This is a genomic window from Parafannyhessea umbonata, from assembly GCF_900105025.1.
GTDB lineage: Bacteria > Actinomycetota > Coriobacteriia > Coriobacteriales > Atopobiaceae > Parafannyhessea > Parafannyhessea umbonata.
In genome coordinates this window covers 1,790,666-1,808,744 of sequence record NZ_LT629759.1, presented here as the reverse complement: position 1 = coordinate 1,808,744, position 18,079 = coordinate 1,790,666, and the positions used below count along the sequence as shown (strand labels likewise).

General features: G+C 63.1%; 18 protein-coding genes. 14 read left to right on the top strand and 4 right to left on the bottom strand.

The features are described 5' to 3' along the window. Window positions 1-22: 22 nt before the first annotated feature. Window positions 23-622, bottom strand: coding sequence for a DUF2798 domain-containing protein (locus tag BLT96_RS08100; protein ID WP_090863447.1), 600 nt, complete (start codon window positions 620-622; stop codon window positions 23-25). 551 nt (window positions 623-1,173) lie between these two features. Between BLT96_RS08100 and BLT96_RS10615 the strand changes: the two genes are divergently transcribed. The 3 genes from BLT96_RS10615 (at window position 1,174) to BLT96_RS08090 (ending at window position 3,083) form a co-directional block, all read left to right on the top strand. Continuing rightward, complete coding sequence (locus tag BLT96_RS10615) at window positions 1,174-1,329, top strand: hypothetical protein (RefSeq protein WP_157692204.1); 156 nt, start codon at window positions 1,174-1,176, stop codon at window positions 1,327-1,329. Between the two features lie 15 nt (window positions 1,330-1,344). Next, on the top strand, window positions 1,345-2,415 hold the full coding sequence (locus BLT96_RS08095; RefSeq protein WP_272867366.1) for an MFS transporter: 1,071 nt from the start codon (window positions 1,345-1,347) through the stop codon (window positions 2,413-2,415). Window positions 2,416-2,510: 95 nt separating this feature from the next. Further along, window positions 2,511-3,083: a hypothetical protein gene (locus BLT96_RS08090; RefSeq protein ID WP_090863440.1), complete on the top strand. Its 573-nt coding sequence runs from the start codon at window positions 2,511-2,513 to the stop codon at window positions 3,081-3,083. Between the two features lie 59 nt (window positions 3,084-3,142). Here BLT96_RS08090 and BLT96_RS08085 read toward each other — a convergent pair whose 3' ends face one another. After that, window positions 3,143-5,074 carry an AAA family ATPase gene (locus BLT96_RS08085; protein WP_090863437.1) on the bottom strand — a complete coding sequence of 644 codons (1,932 nt, stop codon included), beginning with the start codon at window positions 5,072-5,074 and terminating at the stop codon, window positions 3,143-3,145. A gap of 9 nt (window positions 5,075-5,083) precedes the next feature. Continuing rightward, window positions 5,084-6,094, bottom strand: coding sequence for a BspA family leucine-rich repeat surface protein (locus BLT96_RS08080; RefSeq protein ID WP_090863434.1), 1,011 nt, complete (start codon window positions 6,092-6,094; stop codon window positions 5,084-5,086). A gap of 611 nt (window positions 6,095-6,705) precedes the next feature. Between BLT96_RS08080 and BLT96_RS08075 the strand changes: the two genes are divergently transcribed. After that, on the top strand, window positions 6,706-7,323 hold the full coding sequence (locus BLT96_RS08075; protein ID WP_090863431.1) for a GNAT family N-acetyltransferase: 618 nt from the start codon (window positions 6,706-6,708) through the stop codon (window positions 7,321-7,323). An 87-nt stretch (window positions 7,324-7,410) separates the two neighbouring features. Beyond that, entirely contained in the window at window positions 7,411-8,256 is an 846-nt protein-coding gene (locus tag BLT96_RS08070) for an HAD family hydrolase (protein WP_090863429.1), read from the top strand. Between the two features lie 79 nt (window positions 8,257-8,335). Here BLT96_RS08070 and yqeC read toward each other — a convergent pair whose 3' ends face one another. Continuing rightward, window positions 8,336-9,007 (bottom strand): selenium cofactor biosynthesis protein YqeC, encoded by a 672-nt coding sequence (gene yqeC, locus BLT96_RS08065; protein WP_090863427.1) that lies wholly within the window; start codon window positions 9,005-9,007, stop codon window positions 8,336-8,338. A 243-nt stretch (window positions 9,008-9,250) separates the two neighbouring features. Between yqeC and BLT96_RS08060 the strand changes: the two genes are divergently transcribed. The 9 genes from BLT96_RS08060 to BLT96_RS08020 all read left to right on the top strand — a co-directional run bounded on the left by BLT96_RS08060 (window position 9,251) and on the right by BLT96_RS08020 (window position 18,042). Next, window positions 9,251-10,294 (top strand): SIS domain-containing protein, encoded by a 1,044-nt coding sequence (locus BLT96_RS08060; protein WP_245719257.1) that lies wholly within the window; start codon window positions 9,251-9,253, stop codon window positions 10,292-10,294. 274 nt (window positions 10,295-10,568) lie between these two features. After that, window positions 10,569-11,495, top strand: a complete 927-nt coding sequence (locus tag BLT96_RS08055) for a PTS sugar transporter subunit IIAB (protein ID WP_090863424.1) — start codon at window positions 10,569-10,571, stop codon at window positions 11,493-11,495. Window positions 11,496-11,525: 30 nt separating this feature from the next. Next, a complete protein-coding gene (locus tag BLT96_RS08050; RefSeq protein ID WP_090863422.1) occupies window positions 11,526-12,341 on the top strand; it encodes a PTS mannose/fructose/sorbose/N-acetylgalactosamine transporter subunit IIC in 816 nt (271 codons plus the stop codon). A 10-nt stretch (window positions 12,342-12,351) separates the two neighbouring features. Continuing rightward, complete coding sequence (locus tag BLT96_RS08045) at window positions 12,352-13,182, top strand: PTS system mannose/fructose/sorbose family transporter subunit IID (RefSeq protein ID WP_090863419.1); 831 nt, start codon at window positions 12,352-12,354, stop codon at window positions 13,180-13,182. A gap of 128 nt (window positions 13,183-13,310) precedes the next feature. Then, the gene (locus BLT96_RS08040) at window positions 13,311-14,294 is read left to right on the top strand and encodes an SIS domain-containing protein (protein ID WP_090863415.1); all 984 of its coding nucleotides are present in this window, start codon (window positions 13,311-13,313) and stop codon (window positions 14,292-14,294) included. Window positions 14,295-14,408: 114 nt separating this feature from the next. Then, entirely contained in the window at window positions 14,409-15,071 is a 663-nt protein-coding gene (locus tag BLT96_RS08035) for an HAD family hydrolase (protein WP_090863412.1), read from the top strand. 52 nt (window positions 15,072-15,123) lie between these two features. Further along, window positions 15,124-15,843, top strand: a complete 720-nt coding sequence (locus BLT96_RS08030) for a GntR family transcriptional regulator (protein WP_090863409.1) — start codon at window positions 15,124-15,126, stop codon at window positions 15,841-15,843. Window positions 15,844-16,110: 267 nt separating this feature from the next. Further along, window positions 16,111-16,917 carry a selenium-dependent molybdenum cofactor biosynthesis protein YqeB gene (gene yqeB, locus BLT96_RS08025; protein WP_090863406.1) on the top strand — a complete coding sequence of 269 codons (807 nt, stop codon included), beginning with the start codon at window positions 16,111-16,113 and terminating at the stop codon, window positions 16,915-16,917. Window positions 16,918-16,983: 66 nt separating this feature from the next. After that, window positions 16,984-18,042, top strand: a complete 1,059-nt coding sequence (locus BLT96_RS08020) for an XdhC family protein (protein ID WP_090863403.1) — start codon at window positions 16,984-16,986, stop codon at window positions 18,040-18,042. Window positions 18,043-18,079: the final 37 nt, after the last annotated feature.

Below are 18,079 nucleotides of genomic sequence, written 5' to 3'. Positions count from 1 at the left end.
GAGAGGGCGAGCCGGTGAGGGCCTAGTCCCTGGACTCAGCCTCGACGTACTCGGGAGCGAGGCGGGAGCCATCTGCAAGACCGGCGCCCACGGCGGGGTCGCTCGCCTGGTCGTGCATGCCCACGCGCGAGAAGAGCTTGCGGAACGCGAGCCTGGAGACTGGACCCGCGGCGAACAGGTTCCACAGCAGCGCCATGGGGAAGTTCTTGATGAGGGTCCCGACCCAGATGGCGGGAAGCTGCGCCATGGGCATGCCTGCGAGGATTACGTTGAAGAGGATCGATGCCACGAGGCTCATCGTGGGGCACATGATGAGCACGGTGCAGCACGAGCGGATGGTGCCCTGCACAAAGGCGCCGTCGCGCTCGGGGTCCACGATCTTCTCGGCCAGGGCAGCTCCGCCGCGCGTGCCCCAGAGGTTGGAGAACAGGAACACGAAGATCCACATGTAGGCCGCCTCGAGCAGCGCGTCCCAGAACACCACGTTCGTCATGTTGGAGAAGCCGCCGGGTATGGTGGGGATGCCCATCTTCCATGCGACGTTGTAGACCTCCATTCCGTAGGCCATGGTGACGGACATGAGGATTCCGAAGATGATTCCCTGGATGCGGTTCTTTGGCATGCTTGCCGGCTCCCTTCCGGCGCCGCGTGCGACGGCGCCACACAAAAAAGCGTGCGACCGCCCAATCCGGGCCGTCGCACGCTTTGCTGACTACACTGTATCGCTGCTCCTGGTGACGTTGTGGGGCACCTGGTCGCAGCAGCTTTGCGCTACACGCAAGGGCTACCTTAGCACCACGCGTGGAGGGTGGAACAAAATCAACACGTAGAGAGGGGGTTCGCGAGCGGGCCCCTCGTCCTTCTCCGCTCCTGTGGGTAAGCTGTTTTCTTACATTTCGACCCACGGCCATCGCGCGGACGCTCGTCTATAATTGCACACGTCAATGAGCTGCCCAACGGCGTAAGTCCAGTTGATATCTATGCCGCCCAGCCAGAGACGCCAGCAGCGCACATGGTGCCCGCGCGTGCCGACCATCGCGCCCGGTCGCACGGGAGCCGTGCAAGCCAGCTGCTTTCATGTCGAGCGTCCCGTCCGGAGCGATCCGGTCGTGCGCCAGAAGACTGCAATCCCTTGCCGGACGGTGGATGGAATCGTCTAGGAGGGATTTTTTCATGCAGGATTCCGTACAGAACGCAAAGCAGGCAGCACGGGGGGACGCGGCGGCCAAGGGCTCGCCCCACGCCCAGCCCAAGCTCTGGACGCGCGACCTCGTGCTCATCATCCTGGTGAACCTGTGCGTCTTCACCAACCACATCATGAGCCTCTAGACCTTCCCGTTCTACATCCAGAGCCTTGGCGGCACGGAGGCGGTCGCGGGCATGTGCGCCGCGGCCTTCTCGCTCATCGCCGTGGTCATCCGCCCGTTTGTGGGCTGGTGGCTCGATAACGGCGTGCGCCGCGCCGCGCTGGTGGCGGGGCTCCTGCTCATGGGCCTGGCGCCGCTTGGCTACATCATGGTCCCCACGCTGTCCGTGGCGATCGCGTTCCGCATGATGCACGGCGTGGGACTCTCGTTCTCTAACTCGACCACGGCCACGGTCGCGTCCGACGTCATCTGCCGCCCGCGCTTTGCAGAGGGCATGGGCTACTTTGGCATGGCCACGGCGCTTGCCTCCGCCATCGCGCCGGCGCTGGGTCTCTCGCTCATGGAGGGCCTCGGCTTCAAGGCGCTCTATGCGGCCGCGGCGATCATCGCGACGGTTGGCCTGGTGCTCTTCTCGTTCATCCACGCGCCCAAGATCGACGTGCCCAAGAAGAAGCTTGACCTGCGCACGATCATCAACCGGGATTCCCTGCCCGCCACGGTGACCATGCTCGTGTTCATGTTCACCTTTGGCGCGCTGGAGAACTTCGTGGCAATCTTCGCGTCCGAAAACGGCCTGCCCTCGGGCTCGATCTACTTCCTCGTGATGTCCGCCATGCTGCTGCTTGTGCGCGTCACGCTGGGCAAGCTTGTGGACGAGAAGGGCGAGGCGGCCTTTGTCTATACGTGCAACGGGGCGATGCTCGTCGCGTTCTTGCTGCTTGCCTTTGTGCCCAACACCGTGACGTACATCATCTCTGCCATGCTCGCGGGCTACGCCTTTGGCGGCCTCGAGCCGTCCCTGCAGTCCATGGCCGTCCACACCTCCACGGACCAGACGCGCGGATCGGCCAACTCCACGTTCCTGTGCGGCTACGACATTGGCTATGGCCTGGGCGGCGGCGTCGCGGGCTCACTCATCACGGGCCTGGGATATTCCGCCATGTGGTCCATCGTGTCGCTTGCCTGCGTGGTGAGCGTGCTGGTCTATGTGCTGTGGGCGCGCCATTCTGACACCTCCTTCACCAAGATGCTGCGCGAGCGCGCGTAGGGCGTGACGCTGCAGCGCCCGGGCTTCCCGTGCGACGTTGCTATCATGGGGCTTGCGGGTGCCGCCACGGGACGGCGCCGCAAGGGAGGCTGGCCATGGGTGGCGTCGCGTTTGAGCAGATGAGACAGGGCCATTGGCTGATGGCCGCGTGTTGTGCGCTGTACCTTGCATGGTGGGCGATATTTTTCTGGCCCAAGGTTGGCGGGGGCGAGGCGCAGGGCCCGCTGCGCGTTGTGGGCGTCGTGTCGATCCTGGGTGCCGTCGTCTGCGGCGTGTGGGGCGCCACGCGCGCCTGCGGGGGAGCGGCGACGCTTGCCCCAGGCGGCGCTGCGCTTGGCTGCACGGTTGGCTCCGTGGCTCTGTACCTGGTGCTTCTTGCGGTGACGCAGCGCGTCTTTGGGCGTCAGCCCACCACGGAGCTCGTGCTCTTTGTGGCGTGGCTGGGGATGGAGGCGCTCTGCGCGCTGGCACTGGGCCGTGCCGGGCAGGCGGGTGCAGCCACGCTGGTGGCCCTTCTCGCCGTGGTGGGCTTTGCCGTGAGCCTTGTGTGCTACGTGCTGTATTACCGGCTGGGTGCGCTGCCGTCCTTTGTAGATGGCTGCATCCCGCTCGCGCTCATCGGCGTGGCGAGCGTGGTCATCGCGGGCTGCTTGCCTGCCGTCGCGTGATTCTCCAGTCTTAGGAGCGTTGCACTTAGAGTATGGGTTAGATGGGTAATGATCGCTCCCTATGACTCTCCGTGCAGATGTCCCTCATAGTGGCCTTCTAGGAATTTAATAACGTCTGGCGATGTCTTTAAAAAGCTATCGTTAACTGGTTCTGCGATGTATAGATTCTCGACTCTCGTGAGGCGTGACAAAGCCGTATACAACTGTCCATAGTCCCAACACTCTGGAAACACTGTTGCCGAATCGAAAGTTTGGCCTTGCGACTTATGGATTGTTATTGCCCAGGCAAGCTTTAGAGGTACCTGTTTGTATGTACCGATCGGTTTGCTTCTCGTCTTTCCGTCGACCATTGTCGGCTTTGTTATGTTCCATGAATACAAAGGCACGAACTTAGTTTGTCCTCCATCGAACGCAACCGTAACGCCGTCTTTTTCGCACTCAATAACTGTTCCGAGGGTTCCATTCATATACGTGTCCTCGCGGTCGTTAATTAGTGACATGACGCGAGCACCTGGCTTAAGCGTCAGATGTTCTGGCGTTGGTATATCCCTCTCTTCAACTTCTCCGGTCTTTTCGCCGACGTACGTGGTAAACGGAGCATCTATCATTCTAAGCCGCTTGTTGTTTTCGCTATCTGCTTTTGAGTTGCGGCCACAGAGTACTATTGCGTTCTCTATCGGGCGTTTCGAAGAGTGCTCTGAAATCCAGTGCACCCCTCTTGTGTCTCCAACCCTACAGGCATTGAGCGCGGCAACAAAGCTTGAATCCCTTTGTCTTATCGCCTCAGTAAGCTCAACAGCTTCAAAGGACCACCTGTTCCAATAATTGCCCATAAACGCGTATGCGCCACCAACATCAAATCCATATTTTTGCTCAAGTATCGGGCGCTCGCTTTTTTGTACAACTGGCGGAAGTTGGCAGAAGTCTCCGACAACGACGAGCTGGCAGCAGGGTTTTCCCTCTTTCTTCCTCATTCGGGCAGCCATGAAAAGAACTTCAGAGAGGTAGTCGAACAGGTCCATTCTGCACATTGAGATTTCATCGATAATCATCAGGTCGCACTCGGGTATCGGCGAGCCGTCCTTGATTGCCGGAGATGGGTCCATCTGAAGCGTTTTATTTGGGCTTATGTCTAGCGCCCTGTGTATTGTCGAGCCTCCGATGTTCAGAGCAGCTATCCCGGTTGGTGCGCAAACAATCACGTTCTTGCCTGTTTTATCCGCCCACTCGATTATTTTATTTAGCACATAAGACTTTCCCGTTCCGCCAAGTCCTGTCAGGTATACGTTATGTCCGCTCTTTACTAGGTCGAACACTTTTTGTTGGCCATTGGTGAGCCCGGTAAAAGTATTCGAGACCACTTTGGCAGAATTCCATTGAGCGTCGAACCTTGCTTTTTGGTTATGCAGAACGTCCATTGCGTCTTGGCTGTTCCGCTTGAAATAGGCAAGCAGCGCGTTCTCCGAAACAATCTTTATTTGTGCTTTGCCGGTTAGATTAAGAGTCAGAGCTTTCTCAATCTTCGTTCCAAAGTTTCCGAATGACCAGGCCTCACTACCCTTGTTGCCACGTACGACGTACTGGACCTTTTTCGACGTGCTACTTTTTACGACGCCGCCAGCCGCGGAGATCATTTCCTCGATAGTTTGCTTACCACCTTGTATGTCGAAGTCTCCCGTGAGAACGAAGTTTTGGCCCGATACCTCCGTAATTGGCTCGTTAGATATAGGTTCGTCGAGTGTCTTCTCAAAGGACAGGAGTAGATTTCTTTCCACACTATCGACCCTCCCGTCTTTATCGATATCCCTTAATACGGCGACAAGCGAGCTTACAAACACGTCATCTTGTACGTCAGAGTATTCCGTCTCTATTAACTCGAGAAGTCCTCTCACATCGTCTATGTCGGCCTTTTGATGCTGACCCAGCGCAGTGACTTCTTTTATCAATTTACCGACGCGTCTTGTCTTTTCGCTTGTCTTTCCGAATTGCATCTTTGCCCCCTATATCGCGGATGACTTAAGCCATGTTCCGTACATAGTTCCCGAATCAAACATGTTGCTAGCATCGACCTCGCTTGATTGGAGCCTTTGGACTGCTTTGTCATTTACCAGTGCAAACGCAGGGGAATTTGAAAACATCGATGTTGCACACCTCAGGGAATTCATATCCCATTTGAGCATGTCAATGACTCGTAGTGACATACAGCCGAAGAACATCCCGCTCATGCTCGTCATGTTCGACGTGTCGAGGGACCCGATGTCAAGCAGAGTCTTGATGGAAGAGCATCCTCTAAACATGTTTGCCATCGAAGTTGCCTTTGACGAGTCGAGCTTCTGCAGATCGAACTCAGCACAGTATTGGAGGCCATCAAACAGATATGCACACGATTCGGGCGCATAGGCGTCTGCTATGACGACCTTGCCTATGAGATCCCTATAGTCGAGCTCATCGTCCGTCGCTGGAACGCGGCCCATGTCCTTTTTATCTGGCCTTGAGTACCAAGGCTGCGAGCCAAATTTGGGAAACCCACGCTCATCGAGCGGACCACAATCGATAATGTTCCAGCCGCCGTCGGTGGTTGACTTGATGGTCGTGTGCTGGATGAACAGCTTATACGGGGCTTTGTGGCCGTCCCATCCCGGTTCATTGCTGACATCGACTTTTCCGCCGGCGAGCTCGTCGTCCACGATGATCCACCTGTCGGCAACCCCACCATCTCCGGCTCTCATGCCAATCAAGTGCCAAAACTCGTCTTCACTGATGACATTGATGCCAGAACCAAGAGCATCTTTAACGTAGATGGGAACCTCATGACTTCCATTCACAGACGCCATGACGTCGTTGCTGACGACAAGGACCTCAGTTGACTTGGTGACGCTCTTCTGTGGTGTGCCACCACACAGTTCAACAACCTTAAGTCCCTCGGCCGTGTCCATTGTGCTCAGCTTCTTGCCAAAGGCTATGCTCCTCCCGGCAAGTTCGTTTCCCTCAAATTCGTAGCGACCGTTCATTCTTCTTCCTCGAAATCCAGTATTTTTAGTAGACGGATCCTCAGAGCAAGCGCAGCTTCTAAGAGTGGGAGACCCCCCTCAGGGTTCTTCCAGTCCAAGGTTTGCGCAGCTTAAGGTTCAGATTAGTATAGGCGACCCCCGGCCTCTTCAGCAGCGGTCGATTCCATACGTCTGCCCTTCGGGGAAAGGTTCCTGAGGGTCCCACTTGCGTTGTCGCCAGAGCCCTTCTCCGGCAGATATTTTCGCAAACACCATCGTAGGGACTCCGTGTTTCACATCGCCCTAGGAGCGTTGTACTTGGAGTATGGATTTGATTATTAGTACTTTTAAATAATGAATATGAATCGATAATTATATAACAAGTATTAATGTAATCGGTCACATATGAACAAGCTTGAGCAACGATGACCGAAAGCCCGATGGCGTGCCAGAACGCGCACAGGGAGCTTTTGGAGCAAGGGCAGAACAATGGGAGAAAAGTATTGCTCGCAGGCGAAAACCTCCTGATACGCCTGCCCATCATCCCGTATGTGAAAGGTTGCGTGCCCGCGCCCGCCGAGCATCCACCCGTAGTAGTCTGGTGCTCGTGAGCACAAGCGACGGGGAGGATCATGGTGCAACAAGAGGCTGGCACGGCGGCGGGGGAGGGTCCGCGCATCAGGATGGCGACGCCGGATGATGCCGCGGCCCTGCTTGCGATCTACGTGCCGTACGTGCGCGACACGGCCATAACCTTCGAGTGGGACGTCCCCAGCGTGGAAGACTTCCGCCAACGCATCGCGCACACGCTCGAGCGCTACCCCTACCTTGTGGCGGAGTCCACGGACGGCCGTGCGCTGGGCTACGCGTACGCCGGGCCGCTCAAGGAGCGCAAGGCGTATGATTGGGCCTGCGAGCTTTCCATCTATGTGGCGCAGGACGCGCACGGCCGCGGCGTGGGCGGCGCGCTGTACGCCACGCTCGAACGCCTGCTTGCGGCTATGGGCGTCACGAACCTCAACGCGTGCATAGGCTACCCCGCCGCGCCGGACGATCCCTACCTCACGCGCGCGAGCGTGGAGTTCCACACCCACCTGGGCTTTGAGTGGGTCGGTCGCTTCCACGGCTGTGGCTACAAGTTTGGTCGCTGGTATGACATGGTGTGGATGGAGAAGATCGTGGGCGGCCACCCCGCAAACGCCCGTCCGCTGCGGCCCGTGTCGCAGGTGGCGGCCCTGCTGGGGGAGTAGCCCCGTCCGCGCCCACTGCCGCGTTGGCCACGACCTTCTCGCCCGGTGCCTTCCCGCACATACATCCGCAAGACTTTGGAGAAGAACATGATCAAGCTTGCCCTGACCGATCTGGACGACACGCTCATTCCCGTTGGCGCGCCGCGCGCCTCGGACCGCGCGATCGCGGCCATGCACGCGATGGTCGACGCGGGGCTGCACGTTGGGCCTGTCACGGGTCGCGTGCCCTCGGCCATGGGCTGGATGTTTGCGGGCGACGCCACCTGCTTTGCCACGGGCGCGTTCTGCAACGGCCAGATGGTCTACATCGACGGCGAGCTTGCGCACCAGGAGGTGCTCGACCCCGCGTCGCTTGCTCGTGCGCAGGACGTGTTGGAAGATGTGGAGGGTGCGGCCCTTGCGGTGTACGACGTGTTTGGCGACGGCCAGGCGATTCTGGTAAAGCGCAACGTGGCGAGCCTGGAGGGTCACCCGGAGGTCATGAGCGAGGTTGGCCACCCCACGCGCGCCGAGCTTGGACCCACGCCGTGGATCAAGGCGAACGTGCACGTGTCCGGCCCGCGCGAGCGCCTGGTGCGCGTGCGCGACCTGCTGCGCGCGGAGTGCCCGGGCCTCGACTTCGTGTTCCCTAGTCCCACGGCCCCGCTCATCGACATCACGCCGCGTGGGTGGGACAAGGCGGCCGGCGTGCGCGAGCTTGCCCGCGAGCTGGGCGTGACGCTGGAAGAGGTGGCGACGTTTGGCGATTCGGAAAACGACCTGCCCATGATATCCGCGGTGCCAAATTCCGTTGCCGTTGCCAACGCGAGCGCGGACGTGGCCAAGGCAGCGCGCTGGCACATTGGCCCCTCGCGCGACGACAGCGTCGCGGCCGCGCTGGAGCAGATCGCGGCAGCGGCCCCCACGGGCGACATGCCGGCGTTCATGCGCTAGGGTTTGGCACGCGGCGGCCGTCGACCTCCACGGCCCATGGCGCTCACAGCCCGTGGCGTGCCGCGTCGCCGTGTCCGTGTCAGCCCAGCGCGGGCCACGTGACGAGCGGCGTCTGGTCTCCCTCTTCCCGAAGCGCCTGCTCAAAGGACCGCACGTTCTTCTCGCCCTGGGGCGTTACCTGGCTGACGAGAAGGACGTCCGCCCTAAGGCCGCCGGCGTGCTCGTGGGCGATGGCCCGTGCCACCAGCTCTGGCGTGGCCACGTCCGCATCGCCGTAGCCCGCAAGCTTGCAGAAGATTTCCGGCCGGTGCACGGCCTGCGCTACGGGCTGGCCAAAGCCGGAGGCACCCACCACCTGCACCACGCGGTCCGCCCCGGCGGGAATGACGGGCTCGTGGCTTGCGTGCGCCTTCAGCGGGTGGCGCGCGGCGCCGTCGGCCTCTACCAGCACGTAGTCTGCCAGGACGGAGAGCGTGCGCATCTTCAGGTGCGGCGCCGCGAGCTTGCCTGTGCCGTCGCCGGTGGGCGTGCCCACGCACACCACGCGGCTGTACCACAGCGCCTGCTCCACGGCGCGCTCGTCCGCATCCGTCAGCACGGGGCAGCCAAACGGAAGCACGTGCGTGGTCGTGGTGAGGACGACGGTGCCGTCAAGCTCGCGCGCGAGCGCGTCGAGCAGGCTCGTCTTGCCGCCGCTCCCGATGACCGCGGTGATCCCGCGCCCGATTCCCAGCTCTTCCGCAAGTCCCATGCGCACTCCCTCCGTGGTGCCGCGCGGCCCCCGCGGCCGCCCGTGGCAGAATTCTAGCGCTCCGGGGCGGAGGGGCCGGCGGCGCGTCCCTCTCGTCTGCGGTAGCAAACGTGACGCGAAGTTCTTCTCAAAAGATTGCAAACGTATATAACGTATATGATAAAGTGTGCTCAAAGGAGGCGTCGTGCGGGACGTACCGGCGCCGCGAGCGCGTGATGATTGCACACGAGGGAAGGGGAGCGCATGGGCGAGAAGGACGAGAAGGGTCGGGTCGAGAAGGGCCAGGCCGTCGGGGCGGGTGCGGAGGTTCGGGTTCAGGACGAGGTTGCGGAGGTCGTGGCCAACGCGCTTCGTGGGCACGACGTGACGCACGTGGCGTGGGTGGCCGCCGGCGGTTCGAACGGCGGGTTCTATGCGGCGCACTACTTCATGGAGCGCGAGTGCGCGACCGTTGCCTCGCACATGTATACCAGCAACGAGTTTGTGCTGGCACCGCCGGCGTATGTGGACGAGCACACGCTTTGCGTTATCTGCTCCATGCGCGGCACGAAGGAGACGTGCGAGGCCGCGCGCGTTGCGAAGGAGCTGGGCGCCGCGACGGTGGCGCTGTACGTGAACGAGTCCGACCTCACGAGGACCTGCGACCAGAAGATCGCGTACGAGTCCATCGCGCTGGACGAGAGTCGCACGGAGCGCGTCAACTCCAGCATTGCGCTCATGATCGCCATGAACCTTGCGAACCAGGTTGAGGGCTACGACCGCTACGACGAGGCCATGCACGCGTTCGACGTGGTGGACGGTGTCTATCGCAAGGCGTTTGCGCGCATGCAGGAGCCCGCGCGCGAATGGGCGGCCCGCATGGCCGGCGAGCGCACCATATACGTGATGGGCTCCGGACCCGCGTATGGCTCCGCGTACATATTCTCTATCTGCAACATCGAGGAGATGCTGCAGATAGACTCGCCCACCATCAACAGTTGCGAGTTCTTCCATGGCCCGTTCGAGGTGCTGGACGCTACGAAGCCCGTGTTCCTGCTGCTTTCCGTGGGACGCTGCCGCCCGGCGGACGAGCGCGCCCTGCGCTTCCTCAGGCGCTATGGCGGCGCGAACGTCTTCGTGCTGGACGGTATGGACCTGGGTCTGGGCGAGCTGCCCCAGGCCGTGCGCGAGTACTTCAACCACATCCTGTTCTCGCCCATCCTGAACAACGTGTACATGCGTGCGCTGTCTGCCGCGACCGGCAAGGACTACATGACGCGCCGCTACATGTGGAAGGTGGAGTACTAGGGGCGCGCCTGCGGCAGCGCTCCTTCTGGCAGGGTTGCGCGCTGCCGGTCATAACATGCGGTTCCTACGGAGGTACTCCCCTTGGCCTCCGAGGAAAGGCCAGTCGCTTCCTCCAGCGGCTGGCCGTTTTGTTGCCACGTGGTTGCCATCGCATGTACCGCTCGCCGGCGAAAATGAACCATTTGTTTCTAGTTGTTATAGACCACTATCACAACAATAATAAGACGTATATGATGTCTGCAACATCAGGTCAACAAGGAGAGGTCGGGACCACATGAACCAAGTCATCCTTGCGTCTCACGGCGGACTCGCGACCGGCGCGCTTGACACCGTCCACATGATCGTGGGCGAGGCGCCAAACGTGCACGCGGTCACGCTCGAGCGCGACGACAAGGAGCCCATCACCGCAAAGGTCGAGGCGCTCGCCAAGGGCTTCTCGCCGGACGATGCCGTGTATGTCCTCACGGACATGCTGGGCTCCAGCGTCAACAACTCCATGGTCGAGTACCGGGCGGCGCACCCGGACGTCACCGTGATCGCCGGTATGAACATGCCGATGGTCCTCACGCTGGCGCTTTCGGACGGCCCGCTGGACGCCGCGGCCGTGCGCGACCTCGTGTCGGAGGGCCGGCGCGGCATCGTGGACTGCGCGCACCCTGACGCCCCGGAAAGCGCCGCCCCGACCGCCGCGGCCAAGCGCCCGCACGCAAACCTCGGTCCCGCGAAGATCGTCCTTACCAGGCTCGACTACCGCCTGCTCCACGGACAGGTCGTCTTCTCGTGGGTCACGAAGGTGGGAGCCGAGCGCATCATCGTCGTGGACGACGATGCCGCTACCGACGACGTGAAGAAGGGCGCCCTGCGCCTGGCGAAGCCCGCGGGCGTCCGCCTGAACATCTTCACCGTCGACCGCGCGCTCAAGAAGATGGCAAAGCTCAATACGCTGGGCGAGAAGGTCATGTTCGTGTTCGGCACCACCTCGGAGCTGCGCCGCTTCTACGAGTCCTACAAGCTGGGCGATGTGGACCTCGGTGCGACCGCCAACCACGACGGCGCAGAGATGATCGGCGGCAAGGGGTCATCCGTCTTCCTGGATGTCGCCCAGAAGGCCGATGTCAACGCCCTTCTCGACATGGGCGTGAAGGTCTATGTGCAGCAGACCCCCACGCTTCCGCGCACCGACGTCACGAAGAGGCTGTAGCCCCGGCGCAGTCCCCGAAAGGAGAAAGACATGAACACATTCGTTAGCGCCCTGCTCGTGGGCCTCGTCAGCGTGTTCTGCATGCTCGACTCGCGCCTGCTCGGCCGCCTGAACTTCGAGCAGCCGCTCGTGGGTGCCACGCTCGTGGGCGTCGTCCTGGGCGACCCGATGACGGGTCTCGCCGTCGGCGCTGCCGCGGAGCTCGTGAGCATGGGCCTCGTGAGCGTCGGCGCCGCGGTGCCGGCCGACATGGTGCTTGGCAGCATCATCGCGTCCGCGTTCGCGTGCCTCACCGGCGCCAGCGCCGAGACCGCCATGACCATCGCGGTCCCCGTCGCGGTCCTGGGGCAGCTCCTCGGCATCGTGTTCCGCTCCGTCATCGCCGTGCTCACCCACGTCGCGGACACTGCGATCGAGGAGGGCAAGTTCGTCAAGGCCCAGCACATGCACATCGTCGTGGGCACCATCCTGTACTCCCTCATGTACTTCATCCCCACGTTCTTCGCGATTCTGCTTGGCACCGACCTCGTCAAGGGCGTCGTCAGCCTCATCCCCGGCTGGCTCACCACCGGACTGAACGTCTCCACCAAGCTCCTCACCGCCTACGGCCTCGCGCTGCTCCTCTCGCTCTCGCTCAAGAAGGGCATGGGCGCCTTCCTCTTCATCGGCTTCCTGCTGGCCGCCTACCTCAAGCTCTCCGTCATCGCCGTGTCCGCCATCGGCGTCGCCGCCGCAATCGTGCTGATGGACCTCAAGTTCGGCCGCCACGCCAACGGCAACGGTGGCGGTACCGCGGCGCTTGCCGCATCCGAAGACTATGACCCCCTCGAAGACGACGACGAGTAAGGAGAAGGACATGGCTACCAAGGAAGTCTCTACTCGCAAGAAGATCGGCCAGTTCTTCTGGCGCAGCTGGGCCATCCAGGACTCCTGGAACTACGAGCGCCAGATGAACATGGGCTTCATGTACGGCATCGCGCCGACCCTCGATCGCTGCTACCCCAACGCGGACACCGACCCCAAGCAGTTGGAGCGCAAGAAGGAAGCGTACCGTCGCCACATGGCGTTCTACAACTGCACGCCGCAGACGAGCGCCTTCGTGCTGGGGCTGTCCGCCTCGATGGAGGAGGAGCTCGCCGAGGACCCGAACGCCTTCGACCCCGACACCGTCAACGCCGTGAAGACGTCGCTCATGGGCCCGCTCTCCGGCATCGGCGACTCGTTCTTCCAGGGCACCATCCGCGTCATCGCCTTCGGTCTGGGCGTGAGCCTCGCAAAGCAGGGGTCGTTCCTCGGTCCCATCCTCGCGATGGTCATCTCGATCATCCCGTCGGTCCTCGTCACGTGGTTCGCGGCGAAGCTCGGCTACGAGGGCGGTCGCGGCTTCCTGCAGAAGATGCAGAGCGGCGACCTCATGGACCGCGTCATGTACGTGTGCGGCATCGTGGGCCTCATGGCAATAGGCGGCATGGTCGCCACGCTCATTGGTGCGACGGCTCCGGCGACGTTCGCGGGCGGTGCGGTCAAGATCCAGAAGCTCCTGGACTCCATCATGCCGCAGATGATTCCGCTTGCGCTCACGGGCGCGATGTACTGGCTCATCAAGAAGAACGTCAAGTCCGGCTGGATCCTCGCCATCTGCATCTTCGGCGGCATCCTGCTCTCCGTGCTTGGAATCCTGGCCTAAGGCCGCGCAAATCCCGGATTCGCGAAAGGTCCGGGCCCGCACAAGATTTAGGTCCGCTCAAGGCATGCGGACGAGAAAAGCAGACAATGCGCCAGCGTGGCGCTTCTCGACAGAAAAGGAGACATAACATGTACGAGATCGACCTCAGCAAGCCCAAGCAGATCGTGGCGGACGTCCTGAAGGACCACCAGATCGACTCCGTCGCGTTCGTGGGATGCGGCGCCTCTATGAGCGAGCTCTATCCCGCGAAGTACTTCCTGGCAAACAACACCCGTACGCTCAACGTGCAGATCTTCACGGCAAACGAGTTCAACTACGACACGCCGGCTTGGGTTGGCCCCAACACCTTCGTCGTGACGTGCTCCCTGGGCGGCACCACGCCCGAGACCGTGAAGGCCAACGGCACCGCGAAGGCGCTTGGCGCTCCCGTGACCGCCATCACGCACAACGGCACCTCCCCGCTGACCGAGGGCGTCGACCACGTGATCGTCCACGGCTTCGAGAAGAACTACGCCGCGAAGGTCGAGAAGATGGGCTATGCCCTGGCTCTCGCGGTCGAGCTGCTGCAGCAGGTCGAGGGTACGGACCTGTACGACGATATGGTCGCCGGCCTGAGCAAGGTGTACGACCTCGCCGAGGACGCGGCGGAGCATGCCGGCAAGCTTGCGGCGCAGTTTGCGGCCGACTTCAAGGATGACCAGCTCATCTACCTCATGGGCTCCGGCGCGAGCGCGAAGGTAGCGTACTCCACCTCCATGTTCCTGTTCTCCGAGATGCAGTGGATCGACTCCGCCGCCTACCACACCGGCGAGTACTTCCACGGCCCGTTCGAGCTGACCGAGAAGGACAAGCCGTACCTGCTGTTCATGAACGACGGCGCTACCCGCCCGATGGACGCCCGCGCCCTCACGTTCCTGCAGCGCTTCGACGCGAAAGTCGCCGTCATCGACGCGAAGGACTACGGCCTGTCCGGCGTGGTGGGCTCGAAGGTCGCCACGTACTTCAACCCCTTCGTGCACACCGCCGTCATGCGCGTGTACGCAGAGAAGATCTCCGAGGCAAGGCAGCACCCGCTCACCATGCGCCGCTACATGTGGAAGCTGCAGTACTAGTCTCTAGGCGCACGTCGCGGGCCGTCCATCGCGGGCGGCCCGCTTTTTTGTAGGCGCGCACGGGTGCGTGCGCACGTTCTTCTCGCCCGCGTGGCGGGTCATGGGGGTGGTGGCATGGCGAGGGCCGTGCTGTTTGACATGGACGGGGTGCTGGCGTTCACGGAGCAGTTCTACAACCAGCGCCGCGTGGACTACCTTGTGGGGAAGGGCTTTCACTTTGACGCGGTGCCGGACTTCAGTGGGAGCAACGACCGGGCGATCTGGGAGACGCTGGTGCCAGGCGACGCGGGTCTGCGCCGCGTGTTGCACGACGGGTACCGCGCATACTCCGACGCGCACCCGACTCCGTGGCGCAAGGTGGCGAACCCCGATGCGGTGGGCGTGATGCGCGACCTGCGAGAGGGTGGCGTGAGGTGCGCGATCTGCTCTTCCTCGTACCCGGAGCTCATACGCGAGTTCATGGCGGCGACGGGGACGGGGCCGTACGTGAGCCTTGCCATAAGCGGGCAGGAGTGCAGCGCGTTCAAGCCGGACCCGGAGATCTACCTCACCGCGATGGGGCGCCTGGGCGTTTGCGCGGAGGACTGCGTGGTGGTGGAGGACTCTCCCATAGGCATCCGAGCGGGGAAGGCGTCCGGCGCGCTGGTGTGCGCGCTTGCGCCGCGGCCGGGCGTGAGCCTGGACCAGGGCGAGGCGGACGTGGTGGTGGGCTCGCTGCGCGAGGTGGTGCCGCTGGCGCTGGGGTCCGTGGGTGGCAAAGAGGTATCATACGTATGACACGAAAGGAACGACACGTGGCGCACCAAGGGCGCCGTGCGAAAGGCGGGACATGGGCACTACGGCGACGCCGCTCTACCAGCAGATATACGACGACCTAAAAGCAGCCATCAAAGGTGGCACGTACAAGAACGGCGACAGGATCCCCTCCGAGGCGGAACTGAGCCAGAGCTACGGGGTGAGTCGCATCACCGTGCGCCGCGCGATAGAGGACCTGTGCTCGGACGGCTTCCTGGTGAAGATGCAGGGGCGTGGCACGTTCGTGGGCACGCGCCACATTAGCCGGCAGCTGTCTCGCACGCGGGACATCAGTACCTTTACGCGCATGTGCCAGGAGATAGGCGCGCGTCCGGGCGCGCGCGTGATAGACCGCCAGATAACGCCCGGCAGGCCTGACGAGCTGGAGTTCTTTGGGCTGGCGGAAGGCGCGCTCATGCTTTTGGTGCGCCGCGTGAGGTCTGCGGACGGCCTGCCAGTGTGCGACGAGCGCGTGATCCTGCCGTACGAATGGGCGCCGGACCTGCTGACGGAGCCGCTGGAGGACGCGTCCATGTTCGACGCGATCGAGCGCATGCTGGAGCGCCGACCGGACCACCATACTGCATGGACCATCAACGCCGTGAAGGCCACGACGGAGCAGGCGCAGCTGCTGGAAGTGAGCGCGGGAGACCCGCTCATCTACAGCGTGGCGGACTACGTGGGCGCGGACGAGAAGCCCGTGTGCATAGGCCGCGACTACTTTGTGGGTGGAAGGTACGAGATAGACCTCTAGCCCAGCGGCGCGCCCTTCTCGCCTGTGGCGGCATGCCGTCTGCGGCGCCGGGATACCGCTCACAAAAATTAAGTTCTGCAATCCAAACAAATAGTTATTCTCCAAATGGTGCTCCGCTATACTGGGCGGAACGTTGGGTGACTGGCACGGCACCCCGGCGGCGTCGCCGCCCAAAAAGTCACGGCCCTGTTGTGGGCAGTCCGCGTGTGGGCTGTCGGGAAACGGTGGCGGGCCGGGCCTCCGGCGCGCCTTTTGCTTGGAGGATCGATGCTGGTAGTGATACGCGGCGCGGGAGACCTTGCCTCTGGCATTGCCGTGAGGCTGCACCGCAGCGGCGCGGACGTGGTGATGCTGGACGTGGCCGTGCCCACGGCCGTGCGGCGCACCGTGAGCTTTAGCGAGGCCATCCGCCTGGGCGAGGCCACGGTGGAGGACGTGCACGGCGTGCTGTGCGCGGACGCGGACGAGGCGGCTCGCGTGGCCGCCTCGGGAACGATTGCCGTGCTCGTGGATCCGGACGGCGCCTCGATCGCGTGCCTGCGCCCCGAGTGCGTGGTGGACGCGATCATCGCGAAGCGCAACCTTGGCACCACGCGCGACATGGCGCCCGTGGTGATTGGCGTGGGGCCGGGATTTAGGGCCGGGATGGCGGCCGGCTGCGACTGCCACGCCGCGATAGAGACGAAGCGCGGCCACTACCTGGGGCGCGTGATATACGACGGGTCTCCCATCCCCAACACCGGCGTGCCGGGAAACATTGGCGGCTACGCGCGCGAGCGCGTGCTGCACGCGCCGGCGGACGGCGCGTTCGAGCCGGTGCTGAAGATCGGCGACGTGGTGAAGAAGGGCGACCTGGTGGCAACCGTCGCGGGCGAGCCACTTCTGGCCACGATTCCGGGCGTGCTCCGCGGGCTTCTGCAGGAGGGCTGCCCCGTGACGCGCGGCATGAAGTCCGGCGACATCGACCCGCGCTGTGCGCCGGGCCACTGCAACACGTGCTCAGACAAGGCGCGCGCGATTGGCGGCGGCGTGCTGGAGGCGCTGCTGCACTTCTCGCACAGGCTTGAGGGCTAGCGGCCCCGGACGTCGAACCCAACGAAGGCGCCCCGCCTGCGCGCGGGCGCCCCAAAGGAGAAGTACATGCAAGACTCGCACGACACCCTGCGCGACCAGGCGCTGGTGCGCCGGCTTCTGGCCGAGCTTTCCGCCGGCCGCCCGTTTGCCCTGGCAACGGTGCTTGCCACCCGCGGCTCCATGCCGCGCCACGCGACGGCGCGCATGGCACTTCTGCAGGACGGCACGTGGCTGGGCACCGTGGGCGGCGGCCGTCTAGAGCAGCAGATGCAGGAGCGCTGCCGCGGCGTGCTTGCCGGCGCGCAGCCGGCGGTGCTGGAGTGGATGACGCACGAGAAGACCGGCATGGCGTGCGGAGGCGACGCCCTGGTGGGCGTGGCCGCGTGGCGGCCGGAGCGGGCCGAGCTCCTGCGAGACCTGCTGGGCAGGCTCGGGGCCGGCGAGCGCTTTGTGCTGCGCGAGGACTGGGGCGACCCCGCGGACGTGGTTGTGGACCTCCTGGACGCGTCGGCCCTTGCGGCGGGCTCTGCGGAGGCGCGCGCCCTTGCCGGCCAGGCGGCCGCGTGGGACGAGGCGTCCCGCACGTACGTGGAGCCCGCCGGACCGGACCCGGTGTGCTACGTGTTTGGTGGCGGGCACGTGGGCCGCGCGCTGACGGGGGTCCTCGCGCACGTGGGGTTTCGCGTGGTGGTGGCGGACGACCGCCCCGGCGTGGCCGTGCCGGCGGACTTTCCCGCGGCGGAGCGCGTGGTCTGCGGCGACCTTCGCAACCTTGAGGGCATGGGCATACGCGTAGGCGGCGCGGACTACGTGGTGGTGACGACGCACGGCCACGCGTGGGACATCGACGTGCTGCAGCAGGTGGCGTCTGCGCGCCCCGCGTACGTGGGCTGCATCGGCAGCCGCGGCAAGGCGGCGTTTGCGCGCAAGACCCTGCGCGAGCGCGGCGTGGACGCGGCGTGGCTCGATTCCGTGCACCTGCCCATTGGGGAGGACATCCTGGCCGTGACGCCGGCGGAAATCGCCATATCGATCGCGGCACAGATGATCCGCTGTCGCGCGGAGCTGCGTCCGCCGGAGCAGCGACCGCACGCCGATTCGTCTCGCACCAATACAAAAAATTAGTTAGACAACTATATAATTTGTTATACCAGCCCGACCA